This is a genomic window from Acutalibacter sp. (assembly GCF_056800975.1).
The window spans coordinates 36,583-63,003 of sequence record NZ_JBQISV010000001.1; the positions used below are offsets into that span (position 1 = coordinate 36,583).

Consider the following 26,421-nt stretch of genomic DNA (forward strand, 5'->3'; position numbering starts at 1 on the left):
TTGGCTGGGTCTTTTTTTCGCTCCCTCATGGTTCAGCGGTAAATGGGCTGCAGCTGCCGCCCTTCCAGGGCTGCGGCCACTGTCTCCTGCAAAAGGGAAAAGTCTGCCACCAGGGAGAAGGGCTTCTTCTCCGGGTCGTCCTGCCTCAGGGGGACGAAATAGACGTTTTTGGTGTTCATCAGCCGTGCGGCGTTCTGGCCAGAGGCCCCAAGAGCGTCGTTGCTGGCAAGGCACAGCACCACCGGCAGGCCTACCCGCAGGGCGGACTTTACCGCCATAGTCACCGGGGTGTCGGTAATGCCCAGGGCAATTTTTGAAAGGGTGTTGCCTGTGCAGGGGCACACCACCATGGCGTCTACCAGGCGCTTGGGGCCAATGGGCTCGGCCTCTACAATCGTGTGCAGCACTGGTCTGCCGGCAGTGTCCCCGGCCCGGGCAATCCAGTCCACCGCCCTGCCAAAGCGGGTGTCTGTCTCATATACGTTCTGGGACATGACCGGAAGCAGGGCATATTGGCTGCTGAGAGCAGACATTTGCTCCATGGCCCGGTCCAGAGTGCAGAAGGACCCGCACATGGCGAAACCCAGGGTCTGCATTCTGACCATCTCCTTTCCTTGTGTTCTTCAAGGCCGGCTCAGGGGTTTTCCCGCCTGGTCAGCCTCCAGCATATGATAAATGGTCGTTTTAATCAGCTCTCCCGCCGCCTTGGGCGAGGTCCTTCCTGGCAGCGAGGGGGCGTCCAGAATGCTCAGCCCCAGCCGCTCTGCCGCTGCCCGGTCAAAGCCGCCGGGGGCGGAGGCCAGCTCCATCAGCAGCGTATCCTGTTTTTGACGGACCAGAACCGCGCTGCCCAGCACCGGCACAGGCACGGTGTTGAAGATCAGGTCAAAGGGACGCTGAAGCTGGTCATACCCCAGGGGCACGCAGCCCAACGCCCGAACTGCCGCCAACGCCCGAACTGCCGCCAACGCCTCAGGCCGCCGGGCGGCACAGAACACCTGGGCCCCCATGCCCCGAAGCATAGGACACAGAGCCTTGCCGATGCGTCCATACCCCGCCACCAGGCAGCTGGCCCCCCCTAAGGTGCCGGGGTATTGGGTGACAGCCAGAGCCACCGCGCCCTCGGCGGTGAGCCAGGCATTGCCGGTGAGCAGCTCCTCCTGGGCGTAGTAGTCCCGGCAGCTCTGCCAGAAGGGAGAGCCCTCCCCCAGCGCGCCCAGCATGCCGCCAAACACCCGGTGCCCTGCCAACGCTGTTTCCAGCCTGTCAAGAGGAATGGCCTGGCCGGCAAAGGGAGCGTTCAGGGCCGCGCCCTCCCGGGTGACGGGCAGAGGCAGAAGGATCACCTCGCAGCGCTCCGCCAGGTCGGGCAGCTGGGCCATTTTCAGCCCCGCTGTGTCCTGGGCCCGCTCCATTCCATTTACCAGGACCAGATGCCCGTCCTCGGCCAGCGAGCGGGCCAGATACAGCTGGCGGCGGTCGCCGCCGATGATCCCGAAACCAATCATGAAACCTGCACTCCCTTCTTCCCCCTTGGGGGCTTGCCCCGTCCTGACAGGGGGGTACTCCATACTATGGGGAAAGGCGGGTTTTGGTGAGCGGCAAAAAAGCCGCGGAAACGCCCCGCGGCTTTTTCTCTATTTTGACCGTCCTGCCCTGGCTGCTTGCAGAAGCATATCTGCGTAACCAGTCAGCAGGGTGATGCCCTCCCGGTCATACCTCTGTATGGGGAAGATGCCCGCCCCTTCCTCCACCCGGCTCACCGGCAGAGCAAGGCCTGTGTCCCAAGGACTATGATAGGGGACCACCCGGCACTGGATGGTGGCATTGGCAATGGTGTCGTTGACCATGGCCTTATAGCTTTTCAAAGCCCAACCGGCTCCGCCCCCGTGAGAGACGATCCCTGCCGGAATGCCCCAGGCCTCGGCCCGGTAGCCGCTGTCCTTCCACCAGTGGAGAAAGGCGATCTCCTCCATCTTTTCCAGCAGCATGCACAGCCTGGCAGGAATGGGCGCGTAATGGGGAGAAACGAACAGCAGACCGTCGGAGCGCACAAGCCTTTCATAGAGCGCGTTGAAAGCATTGTCCCGGCAGCAGCGCAGGGTATAAAAGCATCCGCCGCAGCCTGTGAAGACAGACGATTTCGCAGACAGCGCCCGCCTGGGTCAAATGGTTGGCAGCAATGGCGCAGAGCCGTTGGGACACGCTGTGCAGAATGTTGGAGGCGCAGACACAGGTGATCACCATGTCTTACACCACCGCGAACTGGCTGTTGTACAGCTCGGCGTAGAAGCCGCCCTTGTCCAGCAGCTGCTGGTGGCTGCCCTGCTCTACAATGTGGCCGTCCCGCATGACCAGAATCATGTCCGCGTCTTGAATGGTAGACAGCCGGTGGGCCACAATGAAGCTGGTGCGCCCCCGCATCATTTTGGCAAAGGCGCGCTGAATGCGGGCCTCGGTGCGGGTGTCGATGGAGGAGGTGGCCTCGTCCAGAATGAGCATAGGGGGCAAAGAGAGCATCACCCGGGCAATGCACAGCAGCTGCTTCTGGCCCTGGCTCAGGCCCCCCAGCTCCTCGCCAATCACCGTGTCATACCCCTTGGGCAGACGCTTGATGAAGCTGTGGGCATGGGCTGCCCGGGCCGCTGCCTCAATCTCTGCGTCGCTGGCGTCGGGCTTGCTGTAGGCAATGTTCTCCCGCACCGTGCCGTTTTTCAGCCAGGTATCCTGCAGCACCATGCCATAGTTCCGGCGCAGGCTTTTCCGGGTGACATCCCGGACGTCTCTGCCGTCCACCCGGATGGCCCCGGCGTCCACGTCATAAAAACGCATGAGCAGGTTGATGACCGTGGTTTTGCCGCAGCCGGTGGGCCCTACCAAAGCCACCCGCTGGCCGGGGCGCACCCCCAGGCCAAAACCCTCGATGAGCTTCTGGCCGGGCTGGTAAGAGAAGAACACATCGTCGATCTCCACGCTGCCGCCGGCCTCGCCCAGGTCCAGGGGCGCGTCAGGAGTTTGCGGCTGCTGTTCGATGAGCTCGAACACCCGGGCGGCGCAGGCCAGGGCATTTTGCAGCTCGGTAACCACGCCGGAGATCTCGTTGAAGGGCTTGGTGTACTGGTTGGCATAGCTCAAAAAGCAGGTGAGCTGGCCCACCGTGAGTCCTCCGCCCACCACGGCCAGAGCCCCGGCAATGCCCACCCCGGTGTACACCAGAGAGTTGACGAACCGGGTGGAGGGGTTGGTGATGGAGGAGAAGAAGATGGCCCGCAGAGAGCACTTGCGCAGCCGCTCGTTGATCTCTCCGAAGCGTTCCTGGGCCTGACGCTCCTGGCCAAAGGCCTGCACCACCTTCTGGCCCCCTACCGTCTCCTCCACAAAGGCGGTCTGCTCGCCCCGCACCTGAGACTGAAGCCGGAACATGCTGTAGGTGCTTTTGGCAATGAACGCCGCCACTACCAGCGAAACCGGCGTTACCACCAGCACTACCAGTGTGATGCCCACATTCACCGAGAACATAAAGCCCAGAGTGCCCAGAATGGTGATGACCCCGGTGAACAGCTGGGTAAAGCCCATCAGAAGGCCGTCGGCAAACTGGTCTACATCGGCAATTACCCGGCTGACAGTCTCACCTGCCGGGTGGGCGTCCAGATAGCTCAGCGGAAGGACCTGAATATGCCGGAAGGCCTCCTCCCGGATGTCCCTGACAACCCGGTAGGTCACCCGGTTGTTGATGACGCTCATCACCCACTGGGCCAGAGCGGCCAGGCCGATAACCCCCCCAATCTGTACCAGAATGCGGAAGACGCCCTCAAAGTCCACCTTGCCCGGGCCCACAATCAGGTCCACCGCATTGCCGGTGAGAATGGGGATGTACAGCGCCGCCGCCACAGATACCGCCGCCAGCGCCACCGAAAGCCCCACCAGCAGCCAATACCGGCGGATGTAGCGCAGCACCTTTTTCAGGGCGCCCTTTTTTGCTTTGGACTTCATTCTACAGCCCCCTCCTTGCTTTTTTGAAATTGGGACTCATAAATTTCCCGGTAGACCCAGCAGCTTTCCAGCAGCTCCTCATGGGCGCCTACCCCCACGGCCCTGCCGTCGTCCAGCACCACGATCTTGTCCGCGTGGCGGATGGAGGCTGTGCGCTGGGACACGATGAACACGGTGGGTTTATAGTCCAGCCCGGCAATGGCCTGACGCAGCCGGGCGTCTGTGGCCAGGTCCAAGGCGCTGGCGCTGTCGTCCAGAATCAGCAGCTCCGGCCGGCGTACCAGGGCCCGGGCAATGGTCAGCCGCTGACGCTGGCCCCCGGAGAAATTCCGGCCCCCCTGCTCTACCGGCTCGTCCAGCCCCTTGGGCTTCTGCTTGACGAAATCCTTGGCCTGGGCTGTCTCCAACGCCTGCCACAGCTCCTGGCCCGAGGCTCCCTCCCGGCCCCAAAGCAGGTTCTCCCGGATGGTGCCGGTCACCAACGCCGCCTTTTGGGGCACTACGCCAATGCGGGCCCGCAGCTCCTCCAGGGGCCAGTCCCGCACGTCTATGCCTCCCACCGTCACCCGGCCGCCGGTGGCGTCATAAAACCGGGGGATCAGGTTCACCAGGGAGGTTTTGCCGCTGCCGGTGCCGCCAATAATGCCCACGGTCTCTCCGGGCTCCACGGTAAAGCTCAGCCCTGTGAGGGAGGGCGCGCCCGCCCCCTGATAGGTGAGCTCCACATTTTCAAAGACCACCCCGGCCCCGCTGCCTGCCCGGCCCTTGTCCGGAGAGCGCAGGGTGGGCTCTGTGTCCAGCACCGCCGAGATGCGGTTGGCACAGGCCAGGGCTTTGGTGATGTTGATGATCAGGTTGGCCAGCTTCACCAGCTCCACCAGAATCTGGGACATATAGTTGAGCAGCGCCACCACGGCTCCCTGGGTGATCATTCCCGCGTCCACCCGCACAGCCCCGGCCCAGATCAGGACCACGGCCCCCAGGTTGATGATGATATAGGTCACGGGATTCATCAGCGCCGAGACCTTGCCCACAAACTCCTGCAGCTGGGTCAGCGCGCCGTTTTCCTGGCGGAAGCCTTCAGTCTCCGACTCCTCCCGGCCAAAGGCCCGCACCACCCTCACCCCGGTGAGATTCTCCCGGGTGAGGCCCAGCACCTTGTCCAGCCGGGCCTGCACCTGCTTGTAGCGGGGCATGGTCCACAGCATGACCCCGAACACCACCACCGACAGCAGGGGAATGACCCCCACAAAGATCAGCGCGGCCTTCCAGTCAATGGTAAAGGCCATGACCATGGCCCCGAACACCACAAATGGCGACCGCAGCAGCAGCCGCAGGGTCAGGTTCATGCCGTTCTGCACCTGGTTCACATCGCTGGTCATGCGGGTAATCAGGGTAGAGGAGCCCTCCCGGTCCATGTCGGCATAGCTGAGGCTTTGAATGTGCCCGTACAGCGCCGCCCGCACCTTGGCCGCAAACCCCACCGAGGCCTTGGCCGCGAAGAACTGGGCTGTCAGCGAACAGGCCAGCCCGATTACTCCCAGGCCCACCAGCACCAGGCACATACGGATGATATAGTCCCGGTCTCCTTGGGCAATGCCGGTGTCAATCACCGAGGCCATCACCAGAGGCACCAGCAGCTCAAAGCTGGCCTCCAGCAGCTTGAACAGGGGGCCCAGCACGCACTCCTTCCGGTATTCTTTCAGATAGATCAGCAGTTTTTTCATCTTATCTCACATCCATGATATAAATCTGACAGGGGTTGGCCGCATCCCACAGGGTGGGCAGGCATTCCAACTCCACAAAGCCCAGGGCCTGGTAGAAGCGGTTGGTCTGGTCGTAGTCCTCATAATGCCCCATCTCCACGGCCTTTACCGTCAGGTACCGAAAGCCCTGCCTGGCTGCTTCCTCATACAAGGCCCGGAACAGCCTGCGGCCTATCCCCTGCCGGTGGCACTCCTGGCGCACACCCATGACATACAGCTCCGCCGCGTAGAGGCTGGTGGGCCGCATGGCAATGAAGCCCCGGACCTCCTCCCCCTCCAGCTCCGCCCACAGGGGCAGCTCCCGGCAGGTCCTGGCGTATTCCTCCACGCTCTCAGACTTGCCGAACCAGTCGGGCAGAGCGGCCAATACCGTCCGGCAGATTTGCTCCTTCCGCTCCTTTTCCTCTATTCTGGTTATCATGACGCCTCCTTACTGGGCCAGGGGGCCGAACAGCTCCGGCCTCCGGTCCACGAAATAGTCAATGGGACAGGACTCGGGCAGCTCCACCTCCACACCAAAAGCCCCGCGCTCTCCCTTTGCCTCCAACAGAGGCTCCCCGTGGCAGTCAAAGGCAAAGGCCAGGGGCAGCTCTCCGCAAAAGTGGCAGCAGCCCAGCACAGGCAGCTGGTTCTCAATGGCCCGGGCTCTGGCCAGGGCCCGCCACTGGTCATATTGACGGCGGTGCCACATGCCTGTGCCAATGGGGTTCAGCAGCAAAACCGGGTTTTCCAGAGCCATCACCCGGCAGGCCTCGGGAAAATGGAGCTCATAGCAGACCGGCACGGCCAGCCTGCCCAGAGAGCTGTTCAGACAGTGGAGCCGGTCCCCTGGCCGCTTGCCCTTGTCCCGCTCCTGGGGGGTCAGAATACACTTGGTATACTCGTCCGCTACCCGGCCCCTCTCTATGACCAGGGCCTTCTCCCAGTCCCCGTCCCGGTATCCGGCCACCACTGTGCCCGGGCGTTCCTCTGTCAGCCGCAGGGCAAGGTCCAGGTCCTCCTGTGACCGGAGAAAGCCCTCGGGGAACAGGGTCAGGTCAGCGGGCTCCCGGAGCAGGACGGGCAGCTCAGCCTGGGCGGCAAAGCGTTCGGGCACAGTCAGACAGATTTTCATATGGCTTGCCTCCTGATAGCAGTTTCTGGCAAACAGTCTGGCCATGGAGCTCCTGAATGGGGGCGGCAGCCGCAGACCAGGCTCTCCAGGCTGGCCAGCGCAGCAGCCGGCGTTCCGCCCCCTTCAGCCGCTCCACCCAGGCCTGGGGAGCTATACCTCCCGCAGGCGTTCCCCGAGGATTTGATATTGTTAACGGGGCGGCACGGGTGTCCCCGAACCGTTCTGCTTGAAAATCGGGATGGACCGATTTTCAAGCGCGTTTACTATAGCACATGTCCGGCACAGCTTTCAGCTGGGCGGGGGTCCGCACAGCGTCTATGGTCCAGACTTCCATGGGGCTTTACAGCTTGGTCAGCCGGGCAAAATTGGCCATAAGCTTTTTGGTGCCCGCCTTGTCAAAGGCAATTTCCAGCAGCGTGTCGTTGGCCATGGGCGTTGCGCTGACAATAAGCCCTGTGCCAAAGGTTTTGTGCTGCACCGTGTCGCCCAGCCGGTAGGTGCCTGTAGGGGCGGGCTTGTGGGGGGCGGGGCGGTAGGCGGCCCCCCGCTGGGGCCGGGCCGGGGACACGGGGCCGTCCCCGTGGGTAATGGCGACGCTGCGGCCCATGTACTCCCGGGAGCGGCTGCGCTCGGTAAGCGCCTCGGGCACCTCCTGGGCAAACCGGGAGAGATGGTTGCGGTTGGTAGAGCCGAAGATCATCCGGCTCTCCGCGTTAAAGATATACAGCTCCTCTCTGGCCCGGGTGATGGCCACATAGGCCAGGCGGCGTTCCTCCTCCACCTGGCTGGGGTCGTACAGCACCGCGTTGCCGGGAAAGACCCCCTCCTCCCAGCCAGGGAGGAACACCACGGGAAATTCCAGGCCCTTGGCGGAGTGAATGGTCATCAGCACCGCCGAGTCGGCCTCCGCGTCATAATTGTCAATGTCGGTGAACAGAGAGACCTCCTCCAAAAAGCCCGAGAGGCTGGCCTCGTCCCCGTTCTCCTGCTCATAACGCTGGATCATGGTGGAGAGCTCCTGCACGTTTTCGATGCGGTCCTCCGCTTTCTCCGGCTCATCGGTGCGCAGGTACATCAGGTACCCGGTCTGCTCCAAAAGCTCGGCATAGAGCTCGCTGGGGGCCATGCCCTCCTCGTTTTTGTCCATAAGCGCCTGCATCATCTGGGCAAAGGGCAGCAGCTTGCCCGCCGCCCGGCTGATGGCGGGGAAGTCCCCCGGGTGGCCGATTACCTGGAACATGCTCTCGCCCACCTGCTGGGCGATCATGGCGGCGGTGTCGGCGGTTTTGTCTCCAATGCTGCGCCGGGGGGTGTTGATGATCCGCCGCAGACGGATCTCATCCCCAGGGTTGTTGATAACGCTGAGGTAGGCGATCATGTCCCGCACCTCCTTGCGGTCAAAGAAGCGGGTGCCGCCGATAATGCGGTGGGGGATGCCGGACTTGGCAAAGTTTCTCTCAAAGGCCAAGGACTGGGAGTTCATCCGGTAGAGCACAGCGTAGTCGGAGAATTTCCGCCCCTTGGCAACCCCGTCCAGAATGGTGCGGGCCACCCGCTCGGCCTCGTCCTGCTCGTTCTCGGCAGTGTGCAGGCGCAGCTTCTCCCCGGCCCCGGCAGCGGTCCACAGGGTTTTGCCCTTGCGCTCCTTGTTGTGGGCAATCACCGCGTTGGCCGCGTCCAGAATGTTCTGGGTAGAGCGGTAGTTCTGTTCCAGCCGCACCACCATGGCCCCGGCAAAGTCCTGCTCAAAGTTCATGATGTTCTCAATGGTGGCTCCCCGGAATTTGTAGATGCTCTGGTCGTCGTCGCCCACCACGCAGAGATTGTTGGATTTTTCCGCCAGCAGGCGCACAAACTCATACTGGGCATGGTTGGTGTCCTGATACTCGTCCACCATGATATAGCGGAAGCGGTCCTGATAATATTCCAGCACATCGGGACATTTCTGGAACAGCCGCACCGTGTTCACCAGCAGGTCGTCAAAGTCCATGGCGTCCGCGTCTGCCAAACGCCGCTGATAGGCCCGGTAGGCCCGGGCCACCTGCCGCAGCCGGAAGTCGTCCCCGGCCTGGTCTTCAAACTCCTCCGGGGAGACCAGGCTGTCCTTGGCCCGGGCAATCTCCGCCAGAATGGCCTTGTGGCCCAGAGCCTTCTCATTGATGTCCAGGTCTGTCATCACCTGCTTCATCATGCGGCGGCTGTCGTCAGTGTCGTAAATGGTGAAGTGAGAGCTGTAGCCCAGCCTGTCCCCGTCCCGGCGGAGCATACGGGCGCAGCTGGCATGGAAGGTGGAGGCCCACACATCCCGGCCCTCCTCTCCCAGCATGGCGCACAGGCGTTCTTTCAGCTCTCCTGCCGCCTTGTTGGTGAAGGTGATGGCCAGAATACGCCAGGGGGCGCAGGCCGACACCGAAAGCCTGGCCTGGGCAATGGGAGAGAGCTCTCCCCCATTCAGGTAGCTTTGACAGCTCTCCCGGTCTCCATCCGTGAACTCCGGCTGCAAAAAGCCGCTGTTGTAGGCCTTGCCGTAGCGCACCAGGTTGGCAATGCGGTTCACCAGCACCGTGGTTTTGCCGCTGCCGGCCCCGGCCAGAATCAACAGCGGCCCCTCGGTATGAAACACCGCCTGGCGCTGACGCTCGTTCATGCGGGCGAAATCCTTTTCCAGCACCCGGCGGCGCAGCTCCAACATATCATTCTTATTCAAGCTCATTTTCCTGCTACCTTTCCATGTTTCAATGTCCTATTATTTTAGCATAATCCGGCATGAAAGGCAACGGGGCCTATAAAAATTTGACAAATCCTCTTACATGGTCTACAATACCAGAAAAGGCAAAGGAGTGGAACACAATGGATAAGCTGGAAAATATCAAGGGCATTTTTCTGGACCTGGGCGGCACGCTGCTGTACCCGCCCTCGGGGAGCTTTATGTTCTCAGATTTCGCCAAGCGCTATTTCTCTCCTGAAAAATTAGCCGCCTTGCCGCCAGAGAAGGTGAAAGCCGCCAAGGACCGGGCCGCAAAGGAGCGGGCGGTGGAACACAGCAGGCCTGTGCTGTCCATAGAGGAGGAGTATCAGATTTTTCTGCGGTATTACAGGGTGCTTGCCGGCGAGCTGGGCCTGAAGCTGACAGACGCCGAGCTGAAGGCGGTTGCGGATGATAAGGTGAATAATAAAGACGACAACTACCGCCTGTTTGACGACACGGTTGAGACGCTGAAGGCCCTGCGCGGCAAATACCGGCTTGGCATCATCTCCGACACATGGCCGTCCATCATCCCCCTGTTGGAGCACTTTGATATTCTGCAATACTTTCACTGTACCACGTTCAGCTACGAGCTTGGCACGCTAAAGCCTGATCCCCTGATGTTCCAGGATGCTCTCTCCAAAATGGGGCTCCCTGCGGAGCAGACCGTCTTTGTGGACGACAACCCCAAAAACTGCGAGGGCGCGGCCCAGCTGGGTATTTTTCCTGTTCAGATATGTGCTGAGTCAGTATGGCGGCCTGAGATGGATAAGAGCTATGGCATCGACCATGTTCAGGCGCTTGGCCGGGACATTGCCGCGCCTGCGCCCCAAAAGGGCTTGCTCCGTATCGACAGAATATCCGGCCTTCTGGACATTCTGGACAAGGAGGGGGCCCAATGGAACCAATAGAGAAAATTCTTGCCTGGGCCCGGGAGGGCAAGGCGCTCTCGCCCCCCGCCTGGGAGCAGCTGCCTACCATCCCCTTGTATGTAGACCAGGTGCTGCTCTACCTGCGGGACAGCCTGCGTTTTTTTGAGCGGGATGAGGAGGATTTGCTGCTGACCAATTCCATGATCAACAATTATGTGAAAAGCGGCGTGCTGCCCCATCCGGAGAAAAAGAAGTACAGCCGGGAGCATCTGGCGGCGCTGACAGCCATCTGTATGCTCAAGCAGGTGCTGGCGATACAGGACATCAAGTCGCTGTTGGAGGGGCCCATGGAGCCGGAGCTGTATGAGGATTTTCTCTCAGCCCACACCAGCGCGGTGCGGGAGGCCTGCCAGGGGCTGGAGGCCAGCTGTGAGAGTGGAGAGGACCTGAAGCGCACGGCGCTGCGGCTGGCGGCAGAGGCCAATGCCAAGCGGGCGGCTGCGGAGCGCATCCTGAAGGAGCTGGGGGAGGCGGAGTGACCCTCGCGCGGAAAACATCGGTCCCGCTGCACAGCGGGGTAGCGGGGGCGACCACAACCGCGCCCTGCTCCGAATCTGCCGCCCGCAAACAGGACGCTCGCCGTCTTGCTTCGCAAGCCGTCGGCCCTTTTGCTCCGCAAAAGGACCTGCACCCGCGCAAAGGGCCGCGCGTCTGCGCTCGCTGGTTATTTCTTCTATATTTTTGTTTCAGCTCTTCCTTTCAGGAGGAACAGGAAACTGCTTCTCCTGCATTTGACGGCAGCGGCTTTGCTGAGTCCGGCTTGCGCACAGCCTTTCTTACCGTTTTGAGCTCTTTGCCAATAAAATATATATTTCACCACGAAAGGAAGTTACCTATGAAAGTCGCAGTGATTGGCGCCTGGCATGTCCACACCATGGAGTACGCCGAGGCTATTCAAAAGAACCCCCACGCCCAACTGGCCTGCCTGTGGGACAGCGACCCCGCCCGGGGAAGCGCTGCCGCAGAAAAGCTGGGGATTCCCTTCCAGCCGGACCTGGAAGCCATCTGGGCCGACAGCTCCATCGACGCCGTGCAGGTCACCACCGCCACCTGCCGCCATACCCAGGTGCTGCTGGCCGCTGCCGCCGCAGGCAAGCATATCTTCACCGAAAAGGTGCTGGCCTTTACCAACGAGGAGGCCCAGGAGATTGCCCAGGCAGTGAAGAAGGCGGGAGTCAAATTTACCATCTCCTTCCCCCACAAGACCTGGCCCACCCTGAAAGCCGCCAAGGCCCTGGCGGAAAGCGGCAAGCTGGGGCGCATTACTTACGCCCGGGTGCGGGACGCCCACGACGGCAGCTCGGCGGGCTGGCTCCCCGACCACTTTTATAATGAGGCCGAGACCGGCGGCGGGGCCATGATGGACCTGGGCGCCCACCCCATGTATACCCTTGCCTGGATGATGGGCAGCCCCAAGTCCATTGTCTCTCAGTTTACCCAGGTGACTGGCAAGCCGGTGGAGGACAACGCCGTGTCGGTGCTGGAATTCGAGGGCGGGGCCATTGGCGTCTCTGAGACAGGCTTTGTCACCAAGGGTATGCCCTATGTGCTGGAGCTCAGCGGCGCCGAGGGCTCGCTGATGGTGCACAACGGTATTCTGGAATATGCCTGCCAGGAGACCGGGGGCAAGCTGGTGCAGATGACCGAGCTTCCTCCCGCAGACCCCATGCCCATAGACGCCTGGATCGACGGAGTAAACGGCCAGGGCGAAGCCCCCAACGGCATAGAGGACGCGGTGGAGCTCACCCGCTTTATGGTGGGCGCATATGCGGCGCACCGCTCTGGTAAAAAGGTGCTGTTCTAAGGTAAAACAAAAGAAAAGAGGGCTCCCGAGAGCTCTCTTTCCTTTGCTTTTGGTGGAACTATGCTGCGGACTGTCCTCTAAATGTAGCCGCCGCCTTCCCGGATGGCGGAGACCGCGTCCCCGGTCCGGTGAAAAACATCCAGAACACGGCTGTATCTATCCTTGAACCGGGAGACTTCTGCCCCGTCCAAGAAATCCCTTGACTTTCCCCGAAAGCATGGTATAATGGAGTAGTTGTTTGAGACAGAGTTTCAAACTTCCTTGCTCCGGGAAATTGATTCAGCCCGGGGCCATAAGGCCAAAAGGAGGTGCAATACAAATGGCAGAAGGAAAAAATCTCTACGAAACCGTCATCGTCACGTCCGCAAAGCTGGGCGAGGAGGGCAATGCGGCTCTCGTGGAACGCTTCAAGACGCTGATCGCAGAGAACGGCACTGTCCAGAGTGTTGACGACTGGGGCAAACGGCGCTTTGCCTACCCCATCAACAAGCAGACCGAGGGCTATTATACTCTCATCCACTTTGAGAGCGGCCCTGATTTTACTGCTGAGCTGGACCGCCGCTACCAGATCACCGACGGCATCGTGCGCACCCTGATCGTCAAGCGGGACCCCCGCCACATCGTGGAGCGTAAGCCTCAGAAGCCCCAGCGGGCTGAGGACGAGGGCGTTGACGTGGAGGCCATCGCCGTGGAGGCCGTGGAGGCTCCCGCCGCCCCTGAGAGCGCGGAATAACGGGCTTTAGGGCTGAGGGCGTCCCCCTCGGCCAAACAGAAAGGGAGGTCGCCTATTATGCTGAATGTGGTGGTGCTTATGGGCAGGCTGGTTGCCGACCCTGAGCTGAGGCGGACGCAGAACGACACCGCTGTGTGTTCGTTCCGTATCGCGGTAGACCGCAATTTTGTCAGTAAGACCTCTGGCGAAAGACAGACGGACTTTATTGACGTGGTCGCCTGGCGCGGCACCGGGGAGTTTGTGTCCAGATACTTTACAAAGGGACAGATGATTGCCGTGACGGGAAGCATCCAGACCCGCAGCTATGAGGATAAGCAGGGCAACCGCCGCACTGCGGTGGAGGTAGTGGCGGACAATGTGAGCTTTACCGGCTCCAAACGGGAGAGCGGCTCCGCCTATGGAGGAGACCGCCCTGCCTATGAGGACCGCGCTTCCTCCTATGACCGGGCCCCTGCCTATGGTCAGGGAAAATCCTACGGCGGCCAGGACAGCGGCTTTGGGGCCGCGCCCACCTTCCCGGCAGAGCCCCCGCCCGCGGCTTTCAGCAGCGGCGGCGATGGAGGCTTTGAAGAAATCATGGGCGACGACGACCTGCCCTTCTGAAATCCAGCGAATCATATGTGAAGGAGGTTTCAGCTATGCCGGACAGACCCGAGAGAGAAATTCGCCGGGGCCGCAAGGGGCGCAAAAAGGTTTGCAGCTTCTGTGTGGACAGAGCGGAGTTTATTGATTACAAGGACGTGGCCAAGCTGCGCCGGTTCATCTCCGAGCGGGGCAAGATTCTTCCCCGCCGCGTGACCGGTACCTGCGCCCGCCATCAGCGTGCGCTGACTGTGGCCATCAAGCGTTCGCGCCATCTGGCGCTGCTGCCCTACACCAGCGACTGATTTCAGCCAGCCGGTGCTTGAACGCAAACAAAGCCCTTCGCTTTTGCGAAGGGCTTTTCTGCGCGCATTTTTGTGTTCAGCTGTATTGATGGATGAGCTTTTTCAGGTCCTTGGCGCTGAGAGCCGAACGATAGATCACGTCCTCATCCAGATAATGGAAGTCTACAAACTCCCCGTTTACATCCATGACCACAGTGACCCGCTCGCCGTCCCGCAGCAGTTCCAGCCGGTAGTCCGGGTAATAGGCGAACAGAGAGAGGTCCTTTTCCAGGGGCTGGGCGTTTTCCAGCAGGGCGTGAAAGTCCTGAATGCGGCGGCGGCGTTCCTGGGTGCTGGCGTTCAGGTGCAGCAGCTTGAGCTGGCTGCCAAAGCCCTGAGAAAGGTCCAGCTGCAAGGCGTCCGGTGAGGAGCAGCCGGTGAGAAGTGTCAGCGAAAGGGCGAACAGCAGGGCACAGCAGGCTTTTTTCATGGCAGAATCCCTCATAAAAATTGATAGTATACCCCTATTTTACCCTATTTGCCCAGGAATGTCAATGGATATCCGGCAGACGCTTCAGCTGCCCCCCGCAGGGGCACCGGTAGCGCCAGGGTGTCTTGACAGCCTTTGAGAGCCGCTTGCGCTGGATGAGCGCCCCGCAGCTCTGGCATTGCAGCACATATTTTACCGTCTCCTGGCGCAGGGGTCCGGGGCTGTCCTCCAGGGGCACAGTGCGGCGGATGTCCAGTTGTAAATGCTGGCCTGCCAGCTGGGCCCAGGCCTTCCACCGGGGTCCGTGGTCCCGGCAGCCGGGGCAGGTGTGCAGCAGCTCGTGGACCAGAGTGAGGCGCAGCAGCTCCGGGTCCTCCGCCACCCGGGCGGAGACCTCAATGGCGCAGGAGCCTGAGATGAAGTAGCAGCAGCCCAGCCGGCGTTTGGCCCGGGTGTTCACCCGCACATGGGGCGCAAGCTTTTTCGAGACCGGGATGCCCAGGCTGTGGAGCTCCTCCCACAGAGCGTGAAGCGCCTGGTCCAGTGCGGACAGCTCCATCCGGCGTCCCCCTCTCCTGCTGAAGTCCACACAGCCCAAAAGAATCAATAAGCCCTTGGACCGGGCGGCGGAACCCCTGTTTCTACCCATCATTATAGCGGAGGAGGGGGAAAAACGCAAGGTCCGGCGCTATTTTTTTGCGCCTGGGGAGCTTGTCCGCTGCTTTTTGATGATCATTTGCTTGCCGTCTGTCCGGGCCGTCATAATAAAGACGTCCTCCAGCTCCGCGCCCTGAAAGCGCAGCTGCTCTCTCAGCCAGACCGGGTCCCGGCCGCACAGACGCAGAGAGTTCTGAGAGATTTGCCCGTCGCTGACCACCACCACCTCCAGGGCCTCCTCCGGGGCTTTGACTCCCGCCTGCTTGGGGGTCAGGCTGTCAGCCGAGGACTTTTTCAGTACGCTCAGCTGGCCGTTGGTCTCCACAATGGCATAGGCCACGTCTTCCAGGGCAAAAGCCCCGGCCAGGCGCAGCTCCTCAAACAGGTCCTCTGTGCTCATGCGCAGGCGGCGCAGCTGGTCCTGCAGTACACGGCCGTTTTCAATAATCACCATAGGGCTTCCGCACACCGCCTGCCGGAATTTCCCGCTTTTCAGCATAAGGAGCGACACCACGATTTCACAGCCCACCAGCACCACCATGGGGATGAGGCCGTTCCAAAGGGGTTCGTTGTGCTGCTGAATGGGCATGACCGCCAGCTCGGAGATGAGCAGGGTCACCACCAGCTCTGAGGTTTGCAGCTGGCTGATCTGCCGCTTGCCCATCAGCCGCACGCTGGCCAAAATGGCTGCGTACATGATAAGAGTTCGTACCAAGGATATCAGCATAGACTCCCTCTTTTCCCAAAAATAACAGGCTTATTATCTCTGGCTTCTGACTGGTTTATCCGCATAATCCAGCTGAAATGGTCTACACTGCTGGTATGGAAACCGCGCGCGGCCTGTGCTGCGAAAAAAGGAGGCGGATCGGTTGGCAGCGTTGAAAAAGCTGGAAAAGGTATCGGCCAGGCTGGAGGAGAACCAGCAGTATCTGCAAAGGGAATTTGAAAACGCCATGGACTTCATGATGCGGGAGCTGGAGCTCTCTGGCGCCCGGGCCGCGCTGTTCGGGCTGGACGGCCTGGTGAGCAAGCAGATCATCACCCTGAGCATCCTTAATCCCCTGTTGGAAGCCCGGCAGCTCACCGGCCAGGGCCCGGGGCTTATGGAGCAGGTGGAAAAAACCGTGCTGGGCTCGGTGGAGCAGAAGCGGGAGAGCCAGATGGACCAGCTGCTTTTGCTGCTGATGAGCGGCTTTGCGGTGCTGTGTATTGACGGCTGCGGGGAGGCGCTGGTGTTTGGGGTGCAGGGCTTTGAGAGCCGCGGCCCGGACGAGCCCCAGAACGAGGTAATGCAGCGGGGCGCGAAAGACGGCTTTAACGAGAGCTATCAGAACAACATCTCCATGATCCGCCGCCGGATGAAAACCACGGCCCTGAAGTTTGAGAAGGCGGAGGTGGGCAGCAAAAGCCACACGCCTCTGGCCCTGTGCTATCTGGAAGGGGTGGCCAGCCCGGAGATTCTGGACCAGCTGCGCCAAAGGCTGAAGACCTTCCATCTGGACGCTGCCCTGGGGGCAGGGTATCTGGTGGGATTTCTGGAGCGGGGCGGGGTGTTCAGCGGGGTGGGCATGACCGAACGCCCGGATGTGGTGTGCGGCAAAATCCAGGAGGGGCGCATCGCCATTTTGATGGAGGGCACCCCCAGCGTCATTCTGGTGCCCTTTTTGTTTGTGGAGAATTTTCAGACCCTGGACGACTACCTGACCCGGCCCTTTTATGGCACCTTCATCCGCTGGCTCAAGTATGCGGCGTTCTTCTTAAGCGCCTTTCTGCCAGGGCTGTATGTGGCCATTGCCACCCACCACCCGGAGATGCTCCCCGAGGCCCTGCTGCTGAAGATCAGCGAGTCCGAGGCCCAGACCCCCTTCCCGGTCATGGCGGAGACCTTGATCCTCTACTTTCTCTATGAGGTGCTGCGGGAGGCGGGGCTGCGGGCGCCCCGGTCCCTTTCTGCCACGGTAAGCATTGTGGGGGGCCTGGTGATTGGGGACACGGCTGTGTCGGCGGGGCTGGTAAGCGCGCCCTCTCTGATGGTAGTGGCCCTGACAGCCATTGCCGGCTACGCGGTGCCCCGGCTGTATGAGCCCCTGGCCTTGCTGCGGCTGGCCTTTTTGCTGGCAGGGAACTTTCTGGGGGTGTGGGGCGTGATGATCGGCCTGGTGCTGCTGCTTATGGATCTGTGCGGTACCGACAGCTTTGGGGTGCCGCTGCTGTCCCCGGTGGCCCCCTATAATGGCCGGCTCAGCTTTCGGGATGTGTTTGTGCGGGCCAACTGGCGGCGGCTGGCAAAGGGCAGCGCCAATGTGCAGAGCATGCCCGGCAGCCGGGAGGCCGGCCAATGAAAGGGGGAGCAGCGATGGCTCACACAAAAATCAGCTCGGCCCAGCTCTTTCTGGCCATGTTCGTGTCCCGCACAGTGGTCACCATTGCCTTGAATGCCCAGTACACCGGCGGCGAAAGCCTGCTGGACAGCATATTTTCCTACCTGCTGGCCATGGGGGCGGGGGTGCTGATCGCTCTGCCCCTGTGGCTGGCTATGGGCCGGGAGCAGGGACAAAGCGTTCCCCGGCTGGCTATGGACACATTAGGCAGGGCAGGGGGGCTGGTCCCCTTGGGCTATGCCCTGTATTTTGTGCTGGTGGGGGGCACATCCCTGGGCATGTTTCAAATATTCCTCATGGACACCGTAAACCCGGGCTTTTCTGCCGGGCTGGTAGTTGCCGCGCTGGGGGCTGTGGCCCTTTACGGTGCGCTTAAGGGGTTGGAGACCGTGGCCCGGTGCGCCACCTGTGTTTTCGCGGTGCTGGTGCTGGGCTGCGGGCTGGTGTTCGCCATGGCGGCGGGGCGGTTTGACACAGAGAACCTGGAGCCCTTGTTCTATCAGGGCCTGGGCCAGACCCGGCAGGGGGTGATGCTGTTTCTGGCAAGAACCTCCGTGTTTGCAGACATGGCGGTGCTGCTGCCCCAGGTAAAGGGAAGAAAAAAGCTGGGGTTCGCCGGCTGGATGGCAGGGACCACCCTGTTTGTGGGCAGCGTCATTCTGCTCATTGCGGGCTGTCTGGGACGCTACGCCTATACCCAGAATTTCCCGGTGTATGTGCTGGCCTCCCTCAGCGAGATACGCTCCTTACAGCGGCTGGACGCGGTATTCACCGGCATCTGGATGATGGGGCTGATCATCAAGCTCAGCTGCGACCTGTACGCCTGCCGGGTGTGCTTTACCGCCCTGGCGGGAGAGAAGGAGCCAAAGCCCGCCCTGTGGGCAGCGGCAGTGTTGATCCTTCTGCTGGCCTGGGCCACTGCCGGAAGCCGGGAGGCCCAGGACTTCCTGCTGAATACGGAATTTTTGTTTTGGTGCACCGTGGTCAGCGGCGCGGGCCTGCCCCTGCTGGTCTGGCTGGGAAGGCTGCTTCGGGGAAGGAGGCGGGAGAAATGAAACGGCGTATTTTTGTGCTGCTGGCGGCTCTCTGTCTGTGTCTTTCCGGCTGCGGCTACCCGGAGCTGTACGAGCGGGTGCTCATCCACGGCATTGGGGTAGACTGGACCGGAGAGGGCTACCGGGTGACGGTGCGGTCCTCTACCTCGGCGGAGGAGGGGGAGGAGCTGTTTACCTGTGAAGGGGAGACAGTGCTGGAAGCGTTGTCCTCCCTGTCCCTCACCACCGGACGGGAGCCCTTTTACGCCCACAACTACCTGGTGGTGTTTGGCATGGACTGCGCCCGCCGGGGCCTGGACGGCTGTCTGGACTTTTTTGTCCGGTACTACAACACCCGGCCCGCTGTGGAGCTGTTTGTAGCAGAGGGCACAGCCGAGGAGGTGCTCTCCACGGAAAAGGACGGCAAGCTCATGCGCATGTCAGAGCTGGAAGCTCTGGGCAGCGGGGGGCGGTGGAACGGCCAGGCGGTGGACATGGACATTCTGGGCTTTGTGAACGGCATGCGGCGGGAGGGGAGCTCGGCAGTGCTGCCCCTGCTGCGGGCCGGTGAGGACAGTGTGGAAGCGGCGGGCACGGTCTATTTCTCTGGGGCACAGCAAAAGGGCCTGCTCACCTTAGAGCAGACCCGGGGATATCTGGCGATGACAAACAAGCTGAACCGGGGAGAGCTGGCGGTGGAGGCCCAGAACGGCGTTGTCACCCTGAGCCTGCGGGGGATCAAGACCAAAACCCAGGCCCGGGCAGGGGACCCGCCCAGCTTTCGCGTTCAGATGGAGGTGGCCGCTGATGTAAGCGCCGCCGACACCAGCGGTCTGGACTGTGCCTACCTGGAAGCCGCGGCAGCGGAAAAGCTCCGGAATGAGGCGGAGGCCGCTGTCCGCCAGGCTGTTGAGGGAGACGGCTGCGATATTTTCGGCTTCGGGAACCAGCTGTACCGGGAGCAGCCCGCATACTGGCGGGCGAACGGGGCCCGCTGGCCGGAGCTGATGGGGCGGAGCCAGTACCAGATAGAGGTAAAGGTGAAGGTGCAAAGGCTGGAGGAGGAACGGGTGGCCGGGGCAGTGGGCTGACTGGGCCCGCGTCCATCCGTAAGGAGAGGGCGCAGAAGCCCTTGCGATTCCAGTGGTTTGGCCCGGTCCGGGCGAAAAAAGGCCCTGCCAGCGTGCGGGACAGGGGACCCGGGTGTTTACAGGTCGATGTAGATATTGTAGTGCAGCAGCCAGTAGTTCACCTGAATGAGGTAGGCCAGCAGCTGGGGGCCGGCCATGAGCTGGCCGAACCAGGGCTTGCCATAGTCAAAGCTCTGGTCCAGCAGGCCCTGCGCCGCCTCCTCTGACAGAAGCTTGTGGATGGGCTGCAGGCTGTCCCGCAGAATATAGCGGAGCCTCTGCTTCAGGATGGCCTCGTAGCCGGGGTTGTGGGTCTTGGGGTAGGGGCTCTTTTTCCGCCGGAGAATCTCCTCGGGCAGCAGGCCCCGGGCGGCGTCCCGCAAAAGACCCTTGGGCTCTCCGCCAGGGCATTTAAAGTCCCAGGGCACATTATACAGGTACTGGGCAATGCGGTGGTCGCAGTAGGGCACCCGCACCTCCAAGCCGCTGGCCATACTGCACCGGTCCTTCCGGTCCAGCAAAGTGGCCATAAACCACCGCATGTTCAGGCAGCTGAGCTGCCGCATACGCACCTGCTCCGGGTTTTCTCCGGGCAGCACAGGCACAGTTTCCAGGGTCTCCCCCAGCCGCTGGGACACATAGTCCTCCAAGCGCAGCTGCTCCCGCAGCTCCGGGTTCAGCAGGGACTGGCGCAGCTCCAGGTTGCCGCTCCATGGGAAGCGGGAGCCGTCGAACATCTCCCGCCGGTGGAACCAGGGGTAGCCCCCGAAGATCTCGTCGGCGCACTCGCCGCACAGGGCCACCACATGGTTCTGCTTCACCTGGCGGCAGAAGTGGAGCAGGGAGCCGTCAATGTCCGCCATGCCCGGCAGATCCTTGGCAATGACCGCCTCAAACAGGGAGTCGGCCAGCTGGTCGTTGGTGCACAGCAGGGTGTGGTGGTCTGTGCCCAGCTCCCGGCTGACCCGCTCTGCCCAGTCCTGGTCCCGGTCAGGCTGGAAGGAGGAGGGGGTGAAGTAGGCCTCGTTGCCCTCAAACTCAAAGGAGTAGGTAGACAGCCGCTGGCCCCGCTCCTTGAGAATCCCGGCGGCAATGGCTGTCACCACACTGGAATCCAGTCCCCCGGAGAGGAAGGTGCACAGGGGTACGTCGGCGGCCAGCTGGCGATGGACCGTGTCCAAAAGCAGCTCCCGCAGGGTCTCTACAGTCTCCTCATAGCTGGCGGCGTGGGGGGCGGCGGTCAGCTCAAAATAGGACCGCTCCCGGAAGCCCTCCCGGTCGAACAGGGCGAAATGGCCGGGCAGCAGCTCGTGGATGCCCTCAAACACCCCGTGCCCGGGGGTGCGGGCGGGACCCAGGCCGAATACCTCGCAAAGGCCCTCCCGGCCCAGCACCGGGTTGACGCCGGGGAATTCAAACAGGCCCTTGATTTCAGAGGCAAAGGCCAGCCGGTCATTCTGTATGGTGTAGAACAGGGGCTTTACCCCAAAGCGGTCCCGGCAGAGAAACAGCCGGTCGCGGATGCCGTCGTCCACCGCGAAAGCAAAGATGCCGTTGAGCTTCTCCGGGCAGTCCTCGCCATAGCAGAGATAGGCGTTAAGCACCACCTCGGTGTCGCAGTCAGTGAGGAAGGAATACCCCTGGCTTTCCAGGCTGGCCCGGAGCTCAGGGGCGTTGTACAGCTCCCCGTTATAGGCAATGGTGCAGGCCTTGCCCTCCCGAACTACGGTCATGGGCTGCTGGCCGTTCTGGGGGTCCATCACAGCCAGACGCATATGGGCCAGGGCGCAGTGGGAAGACACCTGTGCGCCCTGGCCGTCCGGCCCCCGGTGGGAGAGCCGCCTGGCCATTCGCCTGGCCAGGGCCATCCAGAGATATTTTTCATCCAGAAGCTCGTCGTTGAAGTCGCTGAAGCCAGCAAAACCGCACATAAAACCAATTCCCTTCTGAGTATAATGAGAGTCTGCGCTCTCCCATTATATGCGCCAAAGGCAAAAAATTTCCTGCGGCTTTCCCTTCGCGCCGTCAGGTTTTTTGCTGTCTTCGCGTCCGCGTCAGTTAGGCTTGACTTTGCGGGCGGGGTGCGGTATGATGGGGGTATCATAAGCTGTGAAAGGATGATCGCAATGGAGCAAGTAAAGCTTGGTATCATCGGCGTGGGCAATATGGGCAGCGGCCATGTGGGCAATATCCTGGCAGGCAAAACCCCCCGCGTTACGGTGGCGGCTGTGGCCGACCGCCGGGAGGCCCGCCGCCAGTGGGCCAGAGAGACCCTGCCGGAGGGCACGGCGGTTTTTAACGAGGGCAGCCAGCTCATTGCCAGCGGCCTGTGCGACGCGGTGCTCATTGCCGCGCCCCATTACCAGCACCCGGTGCTGGCCAAGGAGGCCTTTGCCCATGGCCTGCATGTGATGTGCGAAAAGCCCGCCGGGGTCTACACGCTGGCTGTGCGGGAGATGAACGCCGCCGCCGACCGGAGCGGCAGGGTGTTCGGCATGATGTTCAACCAGCGCACCAACTGCCTCTACCGCAAAATGCATGAGATGGTCCACAGCGGCCAGCTGGGCGAGCTGAAGCGGGTGAACTGGATTATTACCGACTGGTACCGGACGCAGATCTATTATGATTCCGGCGACTGGCGGGCCACCTGGGCCGGAGAGGGCGGCGGCGTTCTGCTGAACCAGTGCCCCCACCAGCTGGACCTGCTCCAATGGATCTGCGGCCTGCCCAAAACCGTGCGGGCCTTCTGCCACCAGGGCAAATGGCATGACATTGAGGTGGAGGACGATGTAACCGCCTATCTGGAATTCCCCAACGGAGCCACAGGGGTTTTTGTCACCACCACCGGCGACGCGCCGGGCACCAACCGGTTTGAGATTACCGGCACCCGGGGCAAGCTGGTGTGCGAGGAGGACCGGCTCACTTTCTGGCGGCTGAAGGAGGACGAGCGTGACTTCTGCCGCAGCTCCAAGGAGGGATTTCGGAAGCCGGAGACAGAGCGGCTTGAGGTGGAGACCGATGGGGAGAATCCCCAGCATGTAGGCGTGCTGAACGCCTTTGCCGGTAACATATTGGAGGGCAAGCCTTTGGTGGCCGATGGCCGCGAGGGCTTGAACGGCCTGCTGCTGTCCAACGCCATGCATCTTTCCGGGTGGCTGGGGGAGGCGGTGGACATTCCCTTTGACGAGGAGCGTTTCCTTCAGGAGCTGGAGAAACGCCGGGCGGCTTCCCGGAAGAAGGAGGGCGCGGAGATCACCTTCTCCACAGAGGGCACCTATTAGAGACCGCCCCCCTTGTGGGGGACTGTCTTGCCAGATCAGCGCGGTTTTGCCGTTTTTTGCGAAATTTTCAGGCCCGGCCAAGGGATTCAGTAAGTTGTCGGTTTGTTTTCACATGACCTTCACATTGATGGGGGATAATACAGTCACAGCAAGAGAACAGCAGTGAGCGCAGGGCTCACAACAACCCATCGACTGAAAGGAGCGGCTTTTATGAATCCCTATGACAACAACGAAAAAAATGAGAACCCCGGCATGAACAGCGAGCAGACAAGCAGCGGCGTTGGTCCGTCCGAGCAGACCTTTGGAACCGGGACCTTCCCTTATCCCACACAGACGGCCCAGACCAATCAGACAGCCCACACCGGGCAGTTCACCCCGCCCGGTCAGCAGAGCTACGGCGGCTATGGGACGTATCAGAGCCCCTACTCCCAGCAGAGCAGCTACAGCTGGGGCCCGGCGGGACAGACCCCCGGGCAGGGGTATTACGCTCAGTCCGCCGCCCAGCCCAGTCAGCCCAAGCCCAAAAAGAAGGGGGGCGGCAAGCTGGCCTTGAAGCTGGTTGCCGGGGTGCTGGCCTGCGCAGTGGTCTCCCTGAGCTCAGTGGGGCTGTTCGCCGGCTTGATTCAGAACGGCGTGGTCAATGTGGAGAGCCCCGAAAACGCGGAGCAGACCGCTGCCTTCACCCTGTATAAGCGGGCGGACGGCGGCAATACCACCCCCACCGCCACCCGCGGGGAGATGAGCACCCAGGAGGTGGCCCAGAAGCTGATCCCCTCTGTGGTGTGTGTGCAGAACTATCAGGTGCGCCAGCAGCAGAACGGCTTCTACTTTGGCGGCTACTATTTTGGCGGCCAGGAGGACCAGGACAGCGGCGAGCTTTCTCCGGCTGGGGAGGGCTCTGGCATCATCATCTCTGAGGACGGCTATATTGTCACCAACCAGCATGTGGTAGACGGGGCCACCAATCTCTCGGTGGTCACCTCAGACGGCGCCATCTATGAGGCGGAGCTGGTGGGCGAGGACACCCAGACGGACCTGGCCGTGCTGAAAATCAACACCGACGACAAGCTGACCCCTGCCGAGTTCGGGGACTCGGAGGACCTGCAGGTTACAGACCAGGTGCTGGCCATTGGCAACCCGGGAGGATTGCAGTTCAATTCCAGCGTTACCATTGGCTATGTCTCGGCCCTGAACCGCCCTGTCACCAACAGTCAGACCGGCTTCATGGTCAACTGCATTCAGACAGACGCGGCCATCAACCCGGGCAACTCCGGCGGCGCGCTGGTGGACAGCAACGGCCTGGTGGTGGGCATCAACTCCTCTAAAATCGCAGCCACGGACTATGAGGGCATGGGCTTTGCCATCCCCTCCAATGTGGCCCAGCCCATTGTGTCTGACCTGATTGAATACGGCTATGTGAAAGACCGCCCCATGCTGGGCATTACCGGGCAGTATATCTCCCGCACCAACTACTTTGGGTTCCCCCAGGGGTATGTGGTGGCTGAGGCGGTAACAGAGAAAGCCAAGGCCTCGGGCCTGCAGCAGTATGACGTGATTACCGCTATTGACGACACCCAGATCACCTCCTCCGGCACCATAGCCTCCTATATTGCCAACAAAAAGCCCGGCGACAAGGTCACGTTGACCATTGACCGGCCGATCCTCGGCGAGTCGGGCATAAAAATAGAATTGACCCTGTCTGAGAACTCAGGGGTCTCCAACTAATCACGAGTACAAGTTTTCTTTTTCATAATCTCCTTTTTTTGCGCAGAGGGCCCGGAGCGAAAGCTCCCGGGCCCTTTGTGTATGGAAATTTACCTGCCGCCCCTTGGCCTGCTCCGCCCCTGTCAGAACTGGGGAGCGGAGAAAACAGGCTCGTCGTTTTTTACCTTCAGGAATGCCGCCAGGAGCATCCCCCCCGCGCACAGAACCGCCATGCCTCCGTAGAGAGCCCCCATACCCCACCGGCCCGCGGCATAGCCTCCCAGGTTTTGCAGGGCCACGCCAGCCAGGTTGTTGACTGTGGCCACCACCGCAAGCCCTGTGGTGGTCAGCCCGGCAGGGACAATGCAGCGCACCATCTTCAGGGACAGCATCATGTAAAGGGTAGAGCACACTGCCTTGACCAGCACCATCACTGCCACAGCCGCCCAGGCGGTGCGGCACAGGCTGTAGGCCAGATACTGCCCAATGGCCATAGCGAGGCAGGCCTCTGTCAACACCTTGCCGGAAAGCCGGTCCATGAACCGGTGGGAGAACAGAATCAGAGGGATTTCTGTCAGCGTACTGAAAAAGAGCACCGTGCCCACGCCTCCGGCCTCTACTCCCAGCCGGCCCAGCAGAATGGGCGCGTAATTGTTGTTGACGCTGGAACACCCGGCAAACAGAAAGCCCACTGCCAGAAACAGGAAAAACGGGGGGCTCTTCAGCAGGGCGGAGAGGGGCGGCTTTTCCCTGTCCGCTTTGGTTGGGGCTTTGTCGTGGGACTGTGCCGCCGGGGCCACCTGGGCCCCCAGCAGCCCGATCAGGCACAGGCCGCAGGCTCCGGCAGTCAGGCCGAACAGGGCCCAGCCTGGCAGGTGCTGCACAGCCAGGCCGGCGCTTTGGGCCCCTGCCGCATAGCCGATGGTGCCCCACACCCGCAGAACGCCATAGCGGTATTTGCTGCTGCCGGCAATGCGCTCGCACACCGGGGAAACGCTGTTGATCAGGGACATGACCAGTCCGTTGAGCAAAAACAAAGCCCCCACGCCGCGGCAGGCGGAGAAGACCATGGCCAGCCCGGCAATTAACGCCAGGGTGACGGCCAGCACGGCCTTCTGGTTCCTGGCCCGGTCGTGGAGATAGCCGCTGAACGGGGTAACAAAAAAAGAGAATATCCCCGCAGCGGACAGAATGAGGGACATCTCCTGGTCGGAAAGGCCCAGGCCGTTCAGGTACACGGACAGCACAGAGCCAAACAGGGCAAAAACGGCGTAATAGCCGGTGTAAAAGACGATATAACTCAGATAACTGCCTTTATAGCGAAAAAGCATAGCGCGGCCTTTCTCTCTGAAAAGAGGGTAGCGGGTCACACGAACACAAAGTCGATCACCAGAATGAGAGCCAGAGCAATGCGGGTGATGTGGTGGGAAAGATGAAGCTCTCCGGAACGCCGGCCATTCCAAATGGCCGCGCCGCAGATCATCCCGCAGGCGAGAAGGGCCAGCAGCCAGTCATAAGCCCCGGCGTTGACACTGTCATAGACAGCAGCCCCCAGGCCCAGCGCCCCTGCGGCCATGAGAAGCCGGGGGGCTAAGGGGCGGGCTTTGAGCTGAGACAAAGCGGCGATCAGGTGGAGCAGGGCGAACAGCCCGGCGCAGATGTAAATGAATATCTCGAAGATGTTGACATTGCCCATAAAGGCCTCCTTTTTGCGGATGGACGGCAGAGGTTGAGGTTATTTTGTTTTACGAGAGCGTGTTTCAAAACCAGAGAAATGCTGGATTTTTAGT

Annotated in this window: 25 protein-coding genes; 11 read left to right on the forward strand and 14 right to left on the reverse strand. The window is 61.5% G+C overall.

Features of this window, described 5'->3' with window-relative positions; translation table 11 throughout:
- Positions 1–32 precede the first annotated feature (32 nt).
- From ACTO5E_RS00180 to ACTO5E_RS00215, 8 genes are all read right to left on the reverse strand, one after another.
- Positions 33–596 carry a dipicolinate synthase subunit B gene (locus tag ACTO5E_RS00180; protein ID WP_482300510.1) on the reverse strand — a complete coding sequence of 188 codons (564 nt, stop codon included), beginning with the start codon at positions 594–596 and terminating at the stop codon, positions 33–35.
- Positions 597–623: 27 nt separating this feature from the next.
- Positions 624–1,508 carry a dipicolinate synthase subunit DpsA gene (locus tag ACTO5E_RS00185; protein ID WP_482300511.1) on the reverse strand — a complete coding sequence of 295 codons (885 nt, stop codon included), beginning with the start codon at positions 1,506–1,508 and terminating at the stop codon, positions 624–626.
- 129 nt (positions 1,509–1,637) lie between these two features.
- The gene (locus ACTO5E_RS00190) at positions 1,638–2,054 is read right to left on the reverse strand and encodes a hypothetical protein (RefSeq protein ID WP_482300512.1); all 417 of its coding nucleotides are present in this window, start codon (positions 2,052–2,054) and stop codon (positions 1,638–1,640) included.
- Between the two features lie 196 nt (positions 2,055–2,250).
- Entirely contained in the window at positions 2,251–3,993 is a 1,743-nt protein-coding gene (locus tag ACTO5E_RS00195; RefSeq protein WP_482300514.1) for an ABC transporter ATP-binding protein, read from the reverse strand.
- Positions 3,990–5,720, reverse strand: coding sequence for an ABC transporter ATP-binding protein (locus ACTO5E_RS00200; protein WP_482300516.1), 1,731 nt, complete (start codon positions 5,718–5,720; stop codon positions 3,990–3,992). The genes ACTO5E_RS00195 and ACTO5E_RS00200 overlap by 4 nt, the downstream gene beginning before the upstream one ends.
- A 1-nt stretch (position 5,721) precedes the next feature.
- A complete protein-coding gene (locus ACTO5E_RS00205; RefSeq protein ID WP_482300518.1) occupies positions 5,722–6,180 on the reverse strand; it encodes a GNAT family N-acetyltransferase in 459 nt (152 codons plus the stop codon).
- Between the two features lie 9 nt (positions 6,181–6,189).
- Positions 6,190–6,873, reverse strand: a complete 684-nt coding sequence (locus ACTO5E_RS00210) for a carbon-nitrogen hydrolase family protein (protein WP_482300520.1) — start codon at positions 6,871–6,873, stop codon at positions 6,190–6,192.
- Positions 6,874–7,213: 340 nt separating this feature from the next.
- Positions 7,214–9,586 (reverse strand): ATP-dependent helicase, encoded by a 2,373-nt coding sequence (locus ACTO5E_RS00215; protein WP_482300522.1) that lies wholly within the window; start codon positions 9,584–9,586, stop codon positions 7,214–7,216.
- A 137-nt stretch (positions 9,587–9,723) separates the two neighbouring features.
- Between ACTO5E_RS00215 and ACTO5E_RS00220 the strand changes: the two genes are divergently transcribed.
- The 6 genes from ACTO5E_RS00220 to rpsR all read left to right on the forward strand — a co-directional run bounded on the left by ACTO5E_RS00220 (position 9,724) and on the right by rpsR (position 13,975).
- Positions 9,724–10,530, forward strand: coding sequence for an HAD family hydrolase (locus ACTO5E_RS00220; RefSeq protein ID WP_482300524.1), 807 nt, complete (start codon positions 9,724–9,726; stop codon positions 10,528–10,530).
- A complete protein-coding gene (locus ACTO5E_RS00225; RefSeq protein ID WP_482300525.1) occupies positions 10,518–11,030 on the forward strand; it encodes a DUF1836 domain-containing protein in 513 nt (170 codons plus the stop codon). Before ACTO5E_RS00220 ends, ACTO5E_RS00225 begins: the two co-directional genes overlap by 13 nt.
- Before the next feature lie 356 nt (positions 11,031–11,386).
- The gene (locus tag ACTO5E_RS00230) at positions 11,387–12,355 is read left to right on the forward strand and encodes a Gfo/Idh/MocA family protein (RefSeq protein ID WP_482300527.1); all 969 of its coding nucleotides are present in this window, start codon (positions 11,387–11,389) and stop codon (positions 12,353–12,355) included.
- Positions 12,356–12,674: 319 nt separating this feature from the next.
- Entirely contained in the window at positions 12,675–13,088 is a 414-nt protein-coding gene (gene rpsF / locus ACTO5E_RS00235) for a 30S ribosomal protein S6 (RefSeq protein WP_482300529.1), read from the forward strand.
- Between the two features lie 57 nt (positions 13,089–13,145).
- Positions 13,146–13,691, forward strand: a complete 546-nt coding sequence (locus ACTO5E_RS00240) for a single-stranded DNA-binding protein (RefSeq protein WP_482300530.1) — start codon at positions 13,146–13,148, stop codon at positions 13,689–13,691.
- A gap of 35 nt (positions 13,692–13,726) precedes the next feature.
- Positions 13,727–13,975 (forward strand): 30S ribosomal protein S18, encoded by a 249-nt coding sequence (gene rpsR, locus ACTO5E_RS00245; protein ID WP_482300532.1) that lies wholly within the window; start codon positions 13,727–13,729, stop codon positions 13,973–13,975.
- Between the two features lie 76 nt (positions 13,976–14,051).
- On the opposite strand, the gene ACTO5E_RS00250 is transcribed toward rpsR, so the two are convergent.
- The 3 genes from ACTO5E_RS00250 to ACTO5E_RS00260 all read right to left on the reverse strand — a co-directional run bounded on the left by ACTO5E_RS00250 (position 14,052) and on the right by ACTO5E_RS00260 (position 15,798).
- Complete coding sequence (locus ACTO5E_RS00250; RefSeq protein WP_482300534.1) at positions 14,052–14,444, reverse strand: hypothetical protein; 393 nt, start codon at positions 14,442–14,444, stop codon at positions 14,052–14,054.
- Positions 14,445–14,505: 61 nt separating this feature from the next.
- Complete coding sequence (locus ACTO5E_RS00255; RefSeq protein ID WP_482300536.1) at positions 14,506–15,003, reverse strand: SprT-like domain-containing protein; 498 nt, start codon at positions 15,001–15,003, stop codon at positions 14,506–14,508.
- Positions 15,004–15,132: 129 nt separating this feature from the next.
- On the reverse strand, positions 15,133–15,798 hold the full coding sequence (locus ACTO5E_RS00260) for a DUF421 domain-containing protein (RefSeq protein WP_482300538.1): 666 nt from the start codon (positions 15,796–15,798) through the stop codon (positions 15,133–15,135).
- Positions 15,799–15,970: 172 nt separating this feature from the next.
- Here ACTO5E_RS00260 and ACTO5E_RS00265 point away from each other — a divergent pair, with 172 nt between their 5' ends.
- From ACTO5E_RS00265 to ACTO5E_RS00275, 3 genes are read left to right on the forward strand one after another with little or no spacing between them, the layout of a single operon-like run.
- Positions 15,971–17,443 (forward strand): spore germination protein, encoded by a 1,473-nt coding sequence (locus ACTO5E_RS00265; RefSeq protein ID WP_482300540.1) that lies wholly within the window; start codon positions 15,971–15,973, stop codon positions 17,441–17,443.
- 14 nt (positions 17,444–17,457) lie between these two features.
- On the forward strand, positions 17,458–18,537 hold the full coding sequence (locus ACTO5E_RS00270; protein WP_482300542.1) for a GerAB/ArcD/ProY family transporter: 1,080 nt from the start codon (positions 17,458–17,460) through the stop codon (positions 18,535–18,537).
- Entirely contained in the window at positions 18,534–19,607 is a 1,074-nt protein-coding gene (locus ACTO5E_RS00275; protein WP_482300544.1) for a Ger(x)C family spore germination protein, read from the forward strand. Before ACTO5E_RS00270 ends, ACTO5E_RS00275 begins: the two co-directional genes overlap by 4 nt.
- A 116-nt stretch (positions 19,608–19,723) precedes the next feature.
- Here ACTO5E_RS00275 and asnB read toward each other — a convergent pair whose 3' ends face one another.
- On the reverse strand, positions 19,724–21,577 hold the full coding sequence (gene asnB / locus ACTO5E_RS00280; protein ID WP_482300546.1) for an asparagine synthase (glutamine-hydrolyzing): 1,854 nt from the start codon (positions 21,575–21,577) through the stop codon (positions 19,724–19,726).
- A gap of 195 nt (positions 21,578–21,772) precedes the next feature.
- Here asnB and ACTO5E_RS00285 point away from each other — a divergent pair, with 195 nt between their 5' ends.
- Complete coding sequence (locus ACTO5E_RS00285; protein ID WP_482300548.1) at positions 21,773–22,927, forward strand: Gfo/Idh/MocA family protein; 1,155 nt, start codon at positions 21,773–21,775, stop codon at positions 22,925–22,927.
- Positions 22,928–23,137: 210 nt separating this feature from the next.
- Complete coding sequence (locus ACTO5E_RS00290) at positions 23,138–24,652, forward strand: S1C family serine protease (protein WP_482300550.1); 1,515 nt, start codon at positions 23,138–23,140, stop codon at positions 24,650–24,652.
- 122 nt (positions 24,653–24,774) lie between these two features.
- Here ACTO5E_RS00290 and ACTO5E_RS00295 read toward each other — a convergent pair whose 3' ends face one another.
- Together ACTO5E_RS00295 and ACTO5E_RS00300 are read right to left on the reverse strand one after the other, a co-directional pair.
- Positions 24,775–25,962: an MFS transporter gene (locus ACTO5E_RS00295; protein WP_482300552.1), complete on the reverse strand. Its 1,188-nt coding sequence runs from the start codon at positions 25,960–25,962 to the stop codon at positions 24,775–24,777.
- A gap of 35 nt (positions 25,963–25,997) precedes the next feature.
- Positions 25,998–26,327 carry a hypothetical protein gene (locus ACTO5E_RS00300; protein WP_482300554.1) on the reverse strand — a complete coding sequence of 110 codons (330 nt, stop codon included), beginning with the start codon at positions 26,325–26,327 and terminating at the stop codon, positions 25,998–26,000.
- Positions 26,328–26,421: the final 94 nt, after the last annotated feature.

Bases quoted from the DNA above. Each gene is read 5' to 3' on its own strand.
- ACTO5E_RS00180 (WP_482300510.1), bottom strand. From the start codon at position 596: ATGCAGACCCTGGGTTTCGCCATGTGCGGGTCCTTCTGCACTCTGGAC.
- ACTO5E_RS00185 (WP_482300511.1), bottom strand. From the start codon at position 1,508: ATGATTGGTTTCGGGATCATCGGCGGCGACCGCCGCCAGCTGTATCTG.
- ACTO5E_RS00195 (WP_482300514.1), bottom strand. From the start codon at position 3,993: ATGAAGTCCAAAGCAAAAAAGGGCGCCCTGAAAAAGGTGCTGCGCTAC.
- ACTO5E_RS00200 (WP_482300516.1), bottom strand. From the start codon at position 5,720: ATGAAAAAACTGCTGATCTATCTGAAAGAATACCGGAAGGAGTGCGTG.
- ACTO5E_RS00205 (WP_482300518.1), bottom strand. From the start codon at position 6,180: ATGATAACCAGAATAGAGGAAAAGGAGCGGAAGGAGCAAATCTGCCGG.
- ACTO5E_RS00210 (WP_482300520.1), bottom strand. From the start codon at position 6,873: ATGAAAATCTGTCTGACTGTGCCCGAACGCTTTGCCGCCCAGGCTGAG.
- ACTO5E_RS00215 (WP_482300522.1), bottom strand. From the start codon at position 9,586: ATGAGCTTGAATAAGAATGATATGTTGGAGCTGCGCCGCCGGGTGCTG.
- ACTO5E_RS00220 (WP_482300524.1), top strand. From the start codon at position 9,724: ATGGATAAGCTGGAAAATATCAAGGGCATTTTTCTGGACCTGGGCGGC.
- ACTO5E_RS00225 (WP_482300525.1), top strand. From the start codon at position 10,518: ATGGAACCAATAGAGAAAATTCTTGCCTGGGCCCGGGAGGGCAAGGCG.
- ACTO5E_RS00230 (WP_482300527.1), top strand. From the start codon at position 11,387: ATGAAAGTCGCAGTGATTGGCGCCTGGCATGTCCACACCATGGAGTAC.
- rpsF (WP_482300529.1), top strand. From the start codon at position 12,675: ATGGCAGAAGGAAAAAATCTCTACGAAACCGTCATCGTCACGTCCGCA.
- ACTO5E_RS00240 (WP_482300530.1), top strand. From the start codon at position 13,146: ATGCTGAATGTGGTGGTGCTTATGGGCAGGCTGGTTGCCGACCCTGAG.
- rpsR (WP_482300532.1), top strand. From the start codon at position 13,727: ATGCCGGACAGACCCGAGAGAGAAATTCGCCGGGGCCGCAAGGGGCGC.
- ACTO5E_RS00250 (WP_482300534.1), bottom strand. From the start codon at position 14,444: ATGAAAAAAGCCTGCTGTGCCCTGCTGTTCGCCCTTTCGCTGACACTT.
- ACTO5E_RS00255 (WP_482300536.1), bottom strand. From the start codon at position 15,003: ATGGAGCTGTCCGCACTGGACCAGGCGCTTCACGCTCTGTGGGAGGAG.
- ACTO5E_RS00260 (WP_482300538.1), bottom strand. From the start codon at position 15,798: ATGTACGCAGCCATTTTGGCCAGCGTGCGGCTGATGGGCAAGCGGCAG.
- ACTO5E_RS00270 (WP_482300542.1), top strand. From the start codon at position 17,458: ATGGCTCACACAAAAATCAGCTCGGCCCAGCTCTTTCTGGCCATGTTC.
- ACTO5E_RS00275 (WP_482300544.1), top strand. From the start codon at position 18,534: ATGAAACGGCGTATTTTTGTGCTGCTGGCGGCTCTCTGTCTGTGTCTT.
- asnB (WP_482300546.1), bottom strand. From the start codon at position 21,577: ATGTGCGGTTTTGCTGGCTTCAGCGACTTCAACGACGAGCTTCTGGAT.
- ACTO5E_RS00285 (WP_482300548.1), top strand. From the start codon at position 21,773: ATGGAGCAAGTAAAGCTTGGTATCATCGGCGTGGGCAATATGGGCAGC.
- ACTO5E_RS00290 (WP_482300550.1), top strand. From the start codon at position 23,138: ATGAATCCCTATGACAACAACGAAAAAAATGAGAACCCCGGCATGAAC.
- ACTO5E_RS00295 (WP_482300552.1), bottom strand. From the start codon at position 25,962: ATGCTTTTTCGCTATAAAGGCAGTTATCTGAGTTATATCGTCTTTTAC.
- ACTO5E_RS00300 (WP_482300554.1), bottom strand. From the start codon at position 26,327: ATGGGCAATGTCAACATCTTCGAGATATTCATTTACATCTGCGCCGGG.